Raw genomic sequence first — 13,788 nt, forward strand, 5'->3', positions numbered from 1 at the left:
AAAGCTTGATTGCCTTCATCTGCGGCATTGGTTTTTCGCCGTCCTCGTTCATTTTGCCGCCTTTCGTTTTTTACACGAACGTTACACTCTTTATCCTTACGCTCTTTACGCTCCCCGGTTTGCTTCATCTCAGCAGCATGGCGAAACGACGGCTCGGGCCGGGCATCCGGTAATCAAGTCAAATCCTTGCCGCTCCGGGGGTTCTAATATATAATGGGTAGGATTGAGAGACGTCTGTTTAACTATTACCTAAATAGGAGTTGTCATATAAATGGCTTTGAAAGCAGGGATCGTTGGACTGCCGAACGTCGGCAAATCCACGTTGTTTAACGCAATTACCCAGGCGGGTGCCGAATCCGCCAACTATCCGTTCTGTACGATTGATCCAAACGTCGGGGTTGTCGAAGTTCCGGACGAGCGCCTGGATAAGCTGACCGAGCTGGTCCAGCCGAACAAAACCGTACCGACCGCTTTTGAGTTCGTCGATATCGCAGGTTTGGTCCGCGGCGCGAGCAAAGGGGAAGGTCTGGGCAACAAGTTCCTCGCCCATATCCGCGAGGTGGATGCAATCGTGCACGTGGTTCGCTGCTTCGAGGACGAGAACATCACACACGTGGACGGCAAGGTCAACCCGGTCAGCGACATTCAGACCATCAACCTGGAGTTGATCCTGGCCGACCTGGAGAGCGTGGAGAAGCGCATCGACCGTTCGCGCAAAAACATGAAGGGCGGCAACAAGCAGTACGCCCAGGAAGTTGAAGTGCTGGAGCGCCTGAAAGAAGCGCTGTACAATGACCAGCCGGCCCGCAGCGTCGAGCTGTCGGACGAAGAGAAAGTGATCGTCCGCGATCTGCACCTGCTGACACTAAAGCCGGTTCTGTACGCGGCCAATGTCAGCGAGGACGGCGTGGCCGACGCGGACAGCAATCCGTACGTGCAGCAGGTCAAGGACTTTGCTGCAGGCGAGAATGCCGAAGTCGTTCCGATCAGCGCCAAGGTGGAGGCGGAAATCGCCGAGCTGGAAGGGGAAGACAAGGATATGTTCCTGGAGGAGCTCGGTCTCGAGGAGTCCGGCCTGAACCGTCTGATCAAGGCGGCTTATCGCCTGCTCGGCCTGTACACGTACTTTACGGCAGGCGTGCAGGAAGTGCGTGCGTGGACGATCCGTAAAGGAATGAAGGCGCCGCAGGCAGCCGGCGTCATCCACACCGATTTTGAGCGCGGCTTTATCCGTGCCGAAGTGGTCTCCTACGACGATCTGATCGCCGCCGGTTCCATGAATGCCGCGAAGGAACGCGGCCAGCTTCGCCTGGAGGGCAAAGATTATGTCGTTGCGGACGGCGACGTGATGCATTTCCGCTTCAACGTGTAAAGGTGTAATCGAGCCGAACCTTTGGATTGCGAACAAGCCGATCATAAACGTAAAACCGCCATTCCTCAGGAAATCCTGGGGATGGCGGTTTTTTGGTTGCGACGCTCACAGCTCTTAATGATTCACCGTAATGCTGCCGTTGGACGTGGCCAGCCCCACGGTATACTGGCCGTCTCTCAAGGTGGCCGTGGCGCGGGAGTCGCTCTCATCAACCCAGCCGATGTTGCCCTTGATGGAGGAGTTGGATGTCTTGGCGGTTAGCTTGGCGTTGGCGTCCTCGGAAACGGTCAGGTTAATGCTGCCGTTTGAGGTTTTCACGTCCCAATTGCCGGCGATGCCGCTATCGCCCCGCACGGCGCCGTTGCTGGTCCGGATGTAGACCGGGCCGTCAAGCTGGTTGGCTGTCACCGTACCGTTGCTGGTTACCAGCTCGGAAGAGCCGCTGATATTCGTGGCCACGATCCGGCCGTTGCTTGTTTTGGCCGACACCTTGCCCTGAATATCCTTCACGTTCAGGGTGCCGTTCGACGTCACAGCCGTCAATCCGGCATGAAGTCCGGAAGCTTCAATGGTGGAATTTTTCGTATGAACTTCCACTTCCACTGACTCAGGAACCTGAAGGTTAAAGTAATCTTCAGGCATCGCCCAGCCGCCGATCAGAACGATATCCGGCTGGTGTTTATCCAGTGTCAGGGTCAGCGTGCCCCCCGATGTTTCCGACTTCCAGTGCTGCTTCGTCCATTTGTCGGCATTGGCCTGGGAGGACTCGGTGCGAACGCGGACTTTTCCCTCATAGGCAATATTCGAGCCTTGAGCTTCCGTTACGTTCACCTTGCCGCTGTCGAGGAAAACTTCCACCCGCTTGATTTCTCCCTGTGCCGGAACGGATCCCTGCACGGCGCTGAGGTAACCCTTGTTAAAGAGGAACGTCCAATCGGGGTAAATCGCCTGAGCTCCACTGACGATCAGAAGCAGGATCAGGATCGTGACGCTTCCGCCGCCCAGACGAACGCGCTGGTTGGCATGCACGACATTGGAAATGACGACTTCAATACCGAGCAGGATGAGCAGGGTGGGCCATACATATTTCAGGACTTCAAAGCTGATGAACTGATTCATTTGAAGCATGATGATGACCCCGAGGCCGATCAGTCCGATGGCCGTGGTCCATTTGCCGATTTTACGGACCGGCGGGCGCGTCTCAAGCGGTGCGGTCACAGATGTTCACTTCCCTTATGGTTTGGTCTCTTGCCAAGCAGCCACATGCCGTAAACGATCAGGCCGACGGCCAGCAGCACGCTGGTAATATTGCGGTTCAGCAGCCATTCCCACAAGCCGGGGAAAACGCCGACGAGGAGGACGAGAATGCCCATCCCGATGCAGGTCGCCCCGATCCAAAACGGATGGACCGCCGATTCCTTCTGATATCCGTTCATTTGAATCCAGTCACGCTCGGTCCAAGGGTAACCAAAGGTGTCCTGGCCCATCATCATCCGTTCATGCTCCATGGCCGCGGCTTTCATCCAGCTTGCTTTCTGCAGGGCGTCAAACAGCTGGTAGAACCACAAAATCGCCAGAGCGAACGGAAACAGCATCGGAATCGACGGGATGAGGATGATACAGACGCAGGCGCCGATCATGTACTGCAGCCCCTGTTTGGCGAATCCTAAATATAAATGGCCAAGGCCGGGAATCATGGACAACAAAAACGTGAGCCATCTACTTTTTCTAATCATGGGTTACCCTCCTTAAATATGTGCTCCATTCGAGTGGATAAATGCTGCGTGGCCTCCGTCAGCCCGTTCCCCAAATGCTCGAATATCCCGAACTGGAACAAGCAGAAGGTCAGGCAGGCCGCAAGCCCGAAATGGGCCAGCTTGGATTTCTGCGACTCGCGGGGCCGGCTTCTCGGCAGCGATCTTACCGCCAGCGGCGGCATTTGACGGACTTCCTCCATCACGCCGGATACGATATCCGGCATATCCATGACCGGACCCGGATTCTCCCAAATTTGGGACATCTCCACAATTTGCTGATACCAAGCCTGGCACTCCGGACACTGGTTCAAATGCTTTTCGATCAAGAGGGAGGTTTCGGGCGGCAGTTCATGGGCGGCGTAAGCAGCCATCTGGTATTGAATGAGTTCGCATTTCACCTGAGCTCCTCTCCTTTCTGACGCATCATTTGTCTGGCACGGTATAACTGGGATTCGACGGTTTTGGCGGTAATGCCCCGCCTCTGGGCAATCTCCTGATAGGAGCATTGTTCAAAATAATACATCTGCACGGCCGACTTATACGGCTCCTGCAGTTCATCGACAATTTGACGGATCCGGCTGTTCGTCTCCTCGGAGAGGACGATCTTTTCGGGTGTCTCGGCGGTCACCCAATCGTTTTCGCTGACCTCTCCCATGGTCCTTCGCGCCTGTTCCCTTTGGTGGGCCCTTTTCCAGTCCAGGCACTTCCGGACGGCGATCTGATACAGCCAGGTGGAGAAGGAGGATTCTTCCCGAAAAGCAGGCAGGGCCGAATATGCCTTAAGGAAAATGTCCTGCGACAAATCTTTCGCCGAGACGCTGTCGGCGGTCATTTTCAGGCATACGTGGTATACCATGCTCTGGTACCGCTGCACCAGAAATTTATAGGCTTCCGGATGGCCGGCTTTGACCGCCCGGATCCACTGCAACTCTTCTTCCAGTCTTCTCCCCTCCTCCCGATACGTTAAGTTAGACGCCGCATGCCGAGGCATCCCTGCAAAGTTTTTTTAAAAAAATTTATTCAGCCGTTTTGGCGCCATCTGGCGGCATGTTCCCGGGACAGGCGGATGAACTCCCCAAGGGCCGGAGACAGCCACTTTCCGGGATGATGCAGCATTTGCGTGGCCACTTGGCAGGGGCTGTCGTCCCAAGGGAGCCGGATGAGCCGGCCGGAGGACAGCTCGTCCTTGACCGCTATGGCGGGCAGGAGGGAGATGCCGAGGCCGGACATGACGCAGTGCTTGATCGTCTCGATGCTCCAGAACTCCAGGTCGCTGCTGCTGTAGATCGCGTGGCTGTTTAAGTGCTGTTCGAGCAGCAGGCGGTAGCTGCAGTCCGATTCGGTATGGATAAAAGAAACATCTTTTAAGTCCAGCGTATCGACCTGCGGCAGCAGGGTCAGGGGATGCTCCGGCGGCGCAATGAGCGCCATCGGTTCATGGATCAGCGTCTCTGACTGCAGGTGCGGGTCATCGGCTTCTGGCTCCAGCACGAACACCAGGTCCATATCGCCGGACAAGGCCAATTTCTTGAGCTCCTTGCAGCCGGCAGGCCGGAGAATGATCTTCACGTCCGGGTACAGCTCCGTGTATTCCTTAATAATGTCCGGCAGGCGGAACGCCGCAAGTGACTCGGGTGCGCCGATGTTCAGCGTGCCGGATGGCAGGCTCCCGCCTGCGGACATTTCGGCCAGTGCCCGGTCGTGCAGTTCCAAGAGCTGGATGGCGTAGGGCAGCAGACGCTCGCCTGCGGATGTAAGCTGTACCTTTTTCCCAAGACGGTCAAACAGCTTCGAGCCGACTTCTTCCTCCAGCGCTTGAATTTGCGCCGTGACGCTCGACTGGGCGTAGGACAGTGCTTCGGCGGCTTTGGTAAAGCCATGCGTGTCCGCAACGGTTCGGAAGGTGTGTAAGTGTTTTAAGTCCATTGATGGTCCTCCCAAGGGTTCGTAATACGAATTAGTATCAAAGAGCAACCATCGGTTCTCCCGATGGAAACGATCAAAATAATCTGTTTTACCTATTCATCTATTATCTGTTAAGCTGTGGGCACTGCACAACCCAAGAATGACCGGTAATCCCTGCCGGGTACACCATTAACAGCAGATAGGATGATCAACGATATGGCTTCATTAGAAAAGGCCTCATTTGAAAAGACTTCGGCAGCACCACACTTAACCTCTTCCATTCGGCTGCCTCAAGCCATCGCTTTATATATCGGTTCGGTGCTCGGATCCGGCATCCTGATCGTGCCGGGGCTCGCCGCACATATCGCGGGTCCGGCTTCGCTCCTGTCCTGGGGGCTCATGACGCTGCTTGTCCTGCCGATGGCCCTCGTGATGGGGCTGCTGTCGGCGCGTTACCCCGATGCCGGGGGTGTGTCCTCGTTTGTCACCAGAGCGTACGGCACCAAAGCCGGGACACTGGTCGGCTGGTTTTTCCTCATGTCGGTGCCAATAGGCGCGCCGGTGGCCGCATTGACGGGCGCAGGGTATATGACCGCTGCCTTTGGTCTGGGTGACGGCGCCAGAATCGCTATTGCCGCGCTGATGCTGGCCGTGTCCCTGTTCATCAACATCTTCGGCATGAAGCTGGCCGGCAGCGTGCAGATCGTTGTCGTATCGGCGATCGTGGTGGTGCTTATCCTGGCGATATCCGGTTCTTTTCCCCATATGGAAGCAAGGCATTTCACGCCTTTTATGCCGGAAGGGTGGGTCAGCGTCGGCCAAAGTGCGGCGATTCTGTTCTGGTGCTTTATCGGCTGGGAGGCGGTATCGCATTTATCCGAGGAGTTCGTGGACCCGAAACGGGCGGCGGTGCAGGGTGTGACGGTCGCGGCCATCATCGTCGGCGTGCTGTATTTCCTGACGGCTTTGGCCACGGTGGGAACGCACAGCTATGGGGGGAGCGGCTCGGACGTATCGCTGCTGCTGGTCATTGAAAAGCTGCTCGGTCCGGCCGGGGCTGTCATCGCGGGCTTGACGGGGATGTTTATTTGTACGGCTACGGTCATTTCGTATACCGGCGCTTCGTCGAGGCTCGCTTACGCGCTCGCCCGGGAAGGAAAGGCGCCGGCCTGGATGGGGAAGATGTCGTCCCGATTCCAGACGCCTGTCGGGGGACTGGGCTTCCTGGCCGGCTGTTTCGTCCTCGTGCTCGTTCTGTACGGAACGGGCGCGGTGTCGCTGACTACGCTGATTACGCTACCCAATGCCACGTTTATTTTGACGTATCTGGGCGGCTGTGCGGCCGGGATTCGGCTGCTGAAAGGCCAGCGGTGGGGACGGACGGTCAGCTGGCTGTCCTTTATCCTTACGGCGGCGGTCTTTCCGTTCGTCGGTTGGGCAATCCTGTATCCGCTGGTCATTTGCGGCGTATATTTTTTGGTAAGTATAGGGCGGAAAAACAAGGCGCAAGCTTAACATAACAGGCTTTCGGGCTGTCCCGTTCACCAATGTCAGCTATGGTAAATATGTATGTATCGTGGTATAATATAAAGTCGTCTACCCTCTATTTTTTTCATAGAGCGCGGCGATAACGATATGGCATATATATACCTAGTGTATTTTTGAAATAGGAGAGGTGAATCCCAGTGTTGGACCGATTGCAATCCTTGGCTGACCGCTACGAGAAGCTTAGTGAACTGCTTTGCGATCCTGACGTTGCGAACGACAGTAAGCGACTGCGGGAATATTCCAAAGAACAATCCGATTTGCAGCCTGCATATGAGGCTTATACCGAATATAAATCCGTTATGGAAGAACTCGAATCCGCCAAAGCGCTTCAAGCCGAGAAGCTGGACGACGAAATGCGCGAAATGGTGAAGATGGAAATCGAGGAACTGACCGCACGCCGTACCGAGCTGGAGGAGCGCATCCGCATTCTGCTCCTGCCGAAGGACCCGAACGACGACAAGAACGTCATTGTCGAGATCCGCGGCGCGGCAGGCGGCGACGAAGCGGCTTTGTTCGCTTCCGACCTGTACCGGATGTACACGCGATATGCGGATACCCAGGGCTGGCGCGTAGAGCTGATGGACGCTAATACGAACGATCTGGGGGGCTTCAAGGAAGTCATCTTCATGATCAACGGACGCGGCGCCTACAGCAAAATGAAATACGAAAGCGGCGCGCACCGTGTGCAGCGCATCCCGACGACGGAGTCCGGCGGACGGATCCATACCTCCACTTCCACGGTGGCGGTCATGCCGGAAGTCGAAGATATCGACATTGAAATCCATGATAAGGATATCCGCGTCGATACGTTCTGCTCCAGCGGTGCGGGCGGACAATCCGTTAACACGACGAAATCCGCCGTTCGTGTGACCCATATTCCAACCGGAATCGTGGCCACCTGTCAGGACGGCAAATCGCAGAACTCGAACAAGGAAAAGGCGCTTCAGGTGCTTCGTGCGCGGATCTTTGATATGATGCGGCAGGAAGAAGAAGCGAAGTATGCCGGTGAGCGGAAAAGCAAAGTGGGTACAGGCGACCGCAGTGAGCGGATCCGCACGTACAACTTCCCGCAGAGCCGGGTGACCGACCACCGTATCGGATTGACGCTGCATAAGCTCGATTCGGTCATGAACGGCGAAATCGAAGAGATCATTTCGGCCCTCAACATTGCGGAGCAGGCGGAAATGATGGATAAAGGGGAATAAGGCTTTGAAGGAAAGCACGTTTGTGATGACGACAAAGCAGAGTATACGGGAAGCCTTTGCGGAGGCTTCCTCTTTTTTAGCGGCTCATGGCGTCATGGAGCCGCAGCGGAACGCCCAGCTGCTGTTGGAGCATGTGCTGGGCCTCTCCGGCGCGGCCTATTACATGGCGCTGCCCGATCCGTTCCCGGCCGAACGGAGGGACGCCTGGGAGGAAGTCATCTCCCGCAAGGCGGCGGGCGAACCGGCCCAATACATTATCGGGGAGCAGGAGTTCTACGGCATCCCCTTTCAGGTGACGCCCGCCGTGCTGATCCCGCGGCCCGAGACGGAGCTGCTCGTGGAAGCCGTGCTGCAGCAGGCCGCGCGGCTGTGGCCACAGGGGGCGGCTGCGGCTGAGCGGCCGCAGGGGCAGGACGCCGGCTACGTTCCGGGGCCGGCTGGCGCGGAGCTGCCGGACCGTGAAGCAGTTCGTCCGGCGGCACAGGGCCGCGCAGCCGCTGCGCCCGGCGAAGATGCCGGCGCCGCGGACGTCCAGCGCCCGCTGGCCGCGGCCGACATCGGCACCGGCAGCGGCGCCATCGCGGTCACGCTGGCGCTGCACGCCCCTCGCTGGCAGGTCTACGCCAGCGACATCTCGGCGGACGCGCTGCGGGTCGCCGCGCGCAACGCCGAAGCCAACGGCGCCCGGGTGGCCTTCCTCGAAGGCAACCTGCTGGAGCCGTTGGCGGGCCGGCGGGTCGACATCCTGGTGTCGAACCCGCCGTACATTCCTGCGGCCGACATTCCCGGCCTGCAGCCCGAAGTGCGCGACCATGAGCCACGCACAGCGCTGGACGGCGGAGCGGACGGGCTCGCGCCGTACCGCATCATGATGCAGCAGCTGCCGCTGCTGCAGGAGCCGCCCCGGCTCATCGGATTCGAGCTGGGCATCGGCCAGGCGGGCGAGGTCGCGGACCTGCTCCGCCAGGCGGGCCATTGGGATGAGATTATCATCATCCCGGACCTCGCCGGCATTGAACGCCACGTTCTCGGCGTCCGCCAGTAATCCCATAATTTTCTTTTTGACCCAGTTTCCTCTACAATGGAATTACCTATGGTTTCCCTGGAGGAAAGGATATGCTGAACAAACTGAAACAATTGGATTTTACCGTCATTTTGGTGCTGCTCTGCCTGATGGCGTTCAGTCTGTCTTCCATATACAGCGTCACCGCCGGCCGGCCCAAAACCGATCATTATTCGGAGCGGATGGCCGTCTATTACGTCATCGGCTTTGCAGGGTTTCTGGCGACTTCGCTCGTCAATTATAAGCTGCTGATCAAATATGCCCTGTACGTGTATATCTTCGGCCTGATGCTGCTCCTGCTCGTCCTGTTTGCCGGCAACGAATATTACGGTGCCCGCGGCTGGCTCACCCTTCCTGGGGGGCTCAGCCTGCAGCCTGCCGAGCTGTTCAAGCTGTTCCTGGTCATTTTTCTGTCCGGCCTGCTGCTGAGGAAAAACCGCGACCGGTCCCGCGGCCTGTATTTTTGGCGGGATATCGTGCCGCTGGGTCTCCTCACCTTGGTTCCGCTCATGCTGGTGATGGCGCAAAACGACCTGGGGAACGCGCTCTGCTACCTCCTCATTCTGGTAGGGCTCCTGTGGATCGGCAACATCCGGTATGTTCATGCGATGATCGGATTCGCCGTGGCCTTTGCCGCCATTTTCGGCGGCATTCAGGCGTACATTCATTATCATGACGAAGCAGCGCGGTTGTTCAAGTCTATCGGCCGCGAGCATTGGATCGCGCGGTTTGATCCCTGGCTCGTTCCGGACAAAGCTTCCCGTGACGACAGCTGGCAGACCTACAATGCCAAGCTGGCAATCGGATCGGGCGGCCTCGACGGCAAGGGTTACATGTTGGGGACGACGATCCAGTCGGACGGCCGGGTACCGCTGGCTTTTGCCGACTCCATCTTCGTCCAGATCGCCGAGGAGTACGGATTTATCGGCTCGTCGGCGCTGCTGCTGCTGTATTTTATCCTGATCCACCGCATGATTCTGATCGCCGCGGACTGCCGCGACCGGGCGGGGCCATACCTGATCACAGGGATAATCACGATGTTTATTTACCAGATTTTTGTCAACATCGGCGCCTTTATCGGTCTGATGCCGCTGACCGGCATTACGCTGCCTTTTATCAGTTATGGCGGCACCTCACTGGTGATCAACATGGTCAGCATCGGGGTGGTGATGAGCGTCCGGATTCACGGGCAGGAGGAAGAGGAGCTGCTCCCGCTGCAGAAAGAACCGGTTCCAGCCACGGGGACGGGCAAAATCCTGCGCCTCATCCGGGATGGATTTAACAGGAATTGAATATGGCATGGCTGTTCTATTACAATAGACAGGTACGCATCAGGGGCAACGAGGAGCGGAAGGCTCCGCACAGGAGGATAACCATGCTTCAAAAGCTGAAAAAAGTGGATTATGTCGTCGTTTTTATTCTTTTGATTTTCATGGGCATCAGCATCATGTCCATTTACAGTGTCACCCAGGGGACAAAGTTTGCCGGTTCCCATATTAAAATGATCGAGTTTTACGTGCTTGCCTTCATCGCATTTTTCGGGCTGGTTATCGTCGATTACAAGCTGCTTGTCAAATATGCGCTTTATCTGTATTTGTTCGGCTTGGCCCTGCTCGTGGCCGTTAACTTCATCGGGACCGACGTCAACGGCGCCCAGGGCTGGATCAAGATGGGAAGTTTCAGCTTGCAGCCTGCCGAGCTGTTCAAGCTCATTCTGATTATTTTTCTGACGTTTATCATTGTGCGCAAAAATAAATCGAGGCTCTCATTCTGGCATGACGTGGTTCCGATCGGACTGCTGACGTTTGTGCCGTTTGCGCTCGTAATGGTTCAGAATGACCTCGGGAACGCGCTCAGTTACATTCTGATTTTGCTCGGACTGCTCTGGATCGGCAACATCAAGTTTTGGCATGCGCTGATTGCTTTGGTGGTGTTGGCGGCCGTGGCCGTCGGAAGCATTTTTTCCTACATTCATTTTCACGACAACATTGAGAAGTTCATGAAAGACATTGGGCGGGAGCACTGGACGGAACGTCTCGACCCGTGGCTGGTACCGGATAAGGCGACGGCCAAGGCGTCCTATCATACGAAAAACGCCAAGCTGGCGATCGCATCCGGCGGCATGGTGGGCGAAGGGTATATGAAAGGGTCCTCGGTTCAATCCGGGCGTGTGCCATATACTTATTCGGACTCCATTTTCGTGGAAATCGCCGAGGAGTTCGGCTTCGTCGGGTCATCGGTCGTGCTGCTGCTCTATTTTATCCTGATCCACCGGATGATTCTGATCTGTCTCGAGTGCCGGGACCGGGCGGGGCCGATTCTGATCGTGGGCATTATTGCGATGATGCTCTATCAGATCTTCGAAAATATCGGCGCCTTTATCGGCCTGATGCCGCTGACCGGGATTACGCTGCCGTTTATCAGTTACGGGGGAACCTCACTGCTGATCAATATGGCGAGCATCGGTATCATCATGAGCGTGCGCGTTCATGGGGAGGAAGTGGACGACGAGATGCTGACCCCGGCCAAAGGGGCTGCCGCTCAAACCGGGCAGGCCAAAGCGGGCATGTGAAGCTGATGATTTACAAGAAACGACCGTTTTCGACAAGCCTTTGGGCTTGGGAAGACGGTCTTTTTTTGCGGGTTCAAAACGGATAAAAATACTGGATAGAACGAATTAAAGTTTTCACTTTTGTTTCTTGATTCAGGGGATATCCGTGTCAAAGGTGACTCTTTCATTCGATTGAATAGATTGCTAGGTTTAGACTCTAGCATTCCCGGACATACTGAGAACTATCATAGATTGTTCTGATAGAGAGGGGCCCGGGGAAAATGGAGAAGACGATGAAACAGGGGAAATATAGAGGGCAAGATTGGCTGCGCGACTTGGTGAAGGATACCGCCATTATTTTTTGTATTTTGTTTATGATCGCCATGATGTGGGAGAGTCAAAAAACGGACGCGGCCGTGGCCGGCGGGCCGATTCCACAGGAATCCATCCGCCTGCGCATCCTGGCCAATTCCGATAATCCGGATGACCAGCTGGTCAAACGCGAGATCCGCGATGCCGTGGTGGCGGAGATGAACGGCTGGGTACAGGAGCTTGAGGACCCGCAAAGCCTGGATCAGGCGAGAACGACAATCCGGGAGCATCTGCCGGAACTGAACGAGCTGGTGGGACGCGAGCTGGAGAAAAGAGGCATTTATTACGATTACAAGGTTGAGCTGGGCATCGTGCCGTTTCCGACCAAACTGTATGGGGGCACGGTGTATCCGGCCGGGAACTATGAAGCGCTCCGGATCACGCTGGGGGCAGGAAGCGGGCAAAATTGGTGGTGCGTGCTGTTCCCTCCGCTCTGCTTCATCGATGCGGCCAGCGGAGATGCGGCGGCTCAGCCCGCCGATGCCAAGGCTCAGTCTGCGGATGCCAAGGCTGATGCTAAAGGCGCTGTGACCACCGCCTCGGCGAAGGTGACGGATACTGCAGCCGCTCAAGCTTCCGGGAAGGCAGCGGCCGATGCTTCCCAGCCGGAGGTTCGCTTTTTCCTGGTGGACATGATTTCCGGGATGTGGTCCTGGCTGACGGGGCTGTTCGCTTAGGAGCTCGCAGTAATCCTGTTCAGGGGGCATGCATCATGGAGATTTGCTGATGTGCTATAATAAAACATACAATTTCGATGACAGGAATGAACAGCGATGAAAGGTTTGAACCAAGAGCAGGATGGTGGAAGCGCTCCTTTCACCCATGATGCAAATAAGAGCCATGCCACACCGGCATGGGATGTTACCGTATTGATGGGACGCAGCGCCGATGCCGGAGAAGCAGAGACGGAAGCGGTGTCCCGTGCGGAGCAGTCGATCCGTCAGGCAGCCGCCATTCTTCGGGATGGCGGTACCGTTGCTTTTCCGACCGAAACCGTCTATGGCCTTGGGGCGGATGCCCGGAATACGGAGGCCGTTGAGGCCATTTTCAGGGCCAAGGGCAGGCCGTCGGATAATCCGCTCATTGTCCATATTGCGGATACAGGCCAAATGGACGGGCTCGTGACGGAGGTCAGCGATACGGCGCGGCGGCTGATGGCGGCCTTTTGGCCCGGCCCGCTGACGCTGGTGCTGCCGCTTCTGCCGGGCGTGCTGTCCCCGCGGGTGACGGCGGGACTGACGACAGTCGGCATCCGGATGCCGGACCATCCGATCGCGCTGAAGCTGATTCGGGAGTCCGGCTGTCCGGTGGCAGCGCCGAGCGCCAACCGCTCCGGGCGGCCGAGCCCGACGCTTGCGGGCCACGTCTGGGAGGATTTGAGCGGGCTGATCGACGGTATACTGGACGGAGGGCCGACCGGAGTCGGCCTTGAATCCACCGTCGTGCAGGTCCAAGAAGACGGCAGCGTCACCGTTCTCCGGCCCGGCGGCATTACTAGCGAGCAGCTAGCCGCCGCTTCCGGGACGGCGGTAACGACCGATCCGGGAATTGAACGCTCTCCGGGTGAAAGGGAGATCGTCGCTCCGAAATCGCCCGGCATGAAATATACGCACTACGCCCCCAAGGGTACGCTCACCATTGTGCAGGGCGATAAGCCGGAGCAGGTATCCGGCTGGATCGATGAGCAGCTGAAGGCGGCGGCGGCACGCGGGGAGAGGACCGGTGTGATGGCATTCGAGGAGCATATCGGTCGTTACGCCGCGGATTGCGTGCAGTCCCTCGGCAGCCTTGCCGGACTGGAAACGGCCGCCCACCGGCTGTACGCCGCCCTCCGCCGCATGGATGAAGAAGGCGTGACGTTTATTTTGTCGGAAGCCTGCCCGGAAGAGGGTCTGGGCGCCGCCATTATGAACCGGCTCCGTAAGGCTGCCGGACAGCGGATTGTCCGCTTGTAACCGCTCGCTGAACCTTTTGAGAGACATCATTTACCTCTTGTCCGCATATGGTTGTACAAG

13 protein-coding genes are annotated in these 13,788 nt (G+C 57.1%); 8 read left to right on the top strand and 5 right to left on the bottom strand.

Translation table 11 applies throughout. The annotated features are described in order from the left end of the window. The first annotated feature begins 271 nt into the window (after window positions 1-271). Entirely contained in the window at window positions 272-1,372 is a 1,101-nt protein-coding gene (gene ychF / locus FHS19_RS27195) for a redox-regulated ATPase YchF (RefSeq protein ID WP_183585010.1), read from the top strand. Window positions 1,373-1,486: 114 nt separating this feature from the next. On the opposite strand, the gene FHS19_RS27200 is transcribed toward ychF, so the two are convergent. The 5 genes from FHS19_RS27200 to FHS19_RS27220 all read right to left on the bottom strand — a co-directional run bounded on the left by FHS19_RS27200 (window position 1,487) and on the right by FHS19_RS27220 (window position 5,055). Next, window positions 1,487-2,590: a DUF4097 family beta strand repeat-containing protein gene (locus tag FHS19_RS27200; RefSeq protein WP_183585013.1), complete on the bottom strand. Its 1,104-nt coding sequence runs from the start codon at window positions 2,588-2,590 to the stop codon at window positions 1,487-1,489. Further along, on the bottom strand, window positions 2,587-3,108 hold the full coding sequence (locus FHS19_RS27205) for a hypothetical protein (RefSeq protein ID WP_183585015.1): 522 nt from the start codon (window positions 3,106-3,108) through the stop codon (window positions 2,587-2,589). Before FHS19_RS27205 ends, FHS19_RS27200 begins: the two co-directional genes overlap by 4 nt. Beyond that, window positions 3,105-3,527 carry a zf-HC2 domain-containing protein gene (locus tag FHS19_RS27210; protein WP_183585017.1) on the bottom strand — a complete coding sequence of 141 codons (423 nt, stop codon included), beginning with the start codon at window positions 3,525-3,527 and terminating at the stop codon, window positions 3,105-3,107. The genes FHS19_RS27205 and FHS19_RS27210 overlap by 4 nt, the downstream gene beginning before the upstream one ends. After that, window positions 3,524-4,057: an RNA polymerase sigma factor gene (locus FHS19_RS27215; protein ID WP_183585019.1), complete on the bottom strand. Its 534-nt coding sequence runs from the start codon at window positions 4,055-4,057 to the stop codon at window positions 3,524-3,526. The genes FHS19_RS27210 and FHS19_RS27215 overlap by 4 nt, the downstream gene beginning before the upstream one ends. A 92-nt stretch (window positions 4,058-4,149) precedes the next feature. Continuing rightward, window positions 4,150-5,055, bottom strand: coding sequence for a LysR family transcriptional regulator (locus FHS19_RS27220; RefSeq protein ID WP_183585022.1), 906 nt, complete (start codon window positions 5,053-5,055; stop codon window positions 4,150-4,152). Between the two features lie 195 nt (window positions 5,056-5,250). On the opposite strand from FHS19_RS27220, the gene FHS19_RS27225 reads away from it, so the two are divergent. The 7 genes from FHS19_RS27225 (at window position 5,251) to FHS19_RS27255 (ending at window position 13,728) form a co-directional block, all read left to right on the top strand. After that, entirely contained in the window at window positions 5,251-6,549 is a 1,299-nt protein-coding gene (locus FHS19_RS27225) for an amino acid permease (RefSeq protein ID WP_183585024.1), read from the top strand. Window positions 6,550-6,719: 170 nt separating this feature from the next. Further along, window positions 6,720-7,787 (top strand): peptide chain release factor 1, encoded by a 1,068-nt coding sequence (prfA, locus tag FHS19_RS27230; protein WP_183585026.1) that lies wholly within the window; start codon window positions 6,720-6,722, stop codon window positions 7,785-7,787. Window positions 7,788-7,812: 25 nt separating this feature from the next. Further along, on the top strand, window positions 7,813-8,832 hold the full coding sequence (locus FHS19_RS27235; RefSeq protein WP_183585286.1) for a HemK/PrmC family methyltransferase: 1,020 nt from the start codon (window positions 7,813-7,815) through the stop codon (window positions 8,830-8,832). 71 nt (window positions 8,833-8,903) lie between these two features. Beyond that, the gene (locus tag FHS19_RS27240; RefSeq protein ID WP_183585028.1) at window positions 8,904-10,142 is read left to right on the top strand and encodes an FtsW/RodA/SpoVE family cell cycle protein; all 1,239 of its coding nucleotides are present in this window, start codon (window positions 8,904-8,906) and stop codon (window positions 10,140-10,142) included. 83 nt (window positions 10,143-10,225) lie between these two features. Next, on the top strand, window positions 10,226-11,422 hold the full coding sequence (locus FHS19_RS27245; protein ID WP_183585030.1) for an FtsW/RodA/SpoVE family cell cycle protein: 1,197 nt from the start codon (window positions 10,226-10,228) through the stop codon (window positions 11,420-11,422). A gap of 305 nt (window positions 11,423-11,727) precedes the next feature. After that, complete coding sequence (spoIIR, locus tag FHS19_RS27250; RefSeq protein ID WP_183585288.1) at window positions 11,728-12,450, top strand: stage II sporulation protein R; 723 nt, start codon at window positions 11,728-11,730, stop codon at window positions 12,448-12,450. A 195-nt stretch (window positions 12,451-12,645) separates the two neighbouring features. Next, the gene (locus tag FHS19_RS27255; protein WP_246426861.1) at window positions 12,646-13,728 is read left to right on the top strand and encodes an L-threonylcarbamoyladenylate synthase; all 1,083 of its coding nucleotides are present in this window, start codon (window positions 12,646-12,648) and stop codon (window positions 13,726-13,728) included. Window positions 13,729-13,788: the final 60 nt, after the last annotated feature.

Source organism: Paenibacillus rhizosphaerae (genome assembly GCF_014192015.1).
Classification (GTDB): Bacteria; Bacillota; Bacilli; order Paenibacillales; family Paenibacillaceae; genus Paenibacillus_AQ; species Paenibacillus_AQ rhizosphaerae.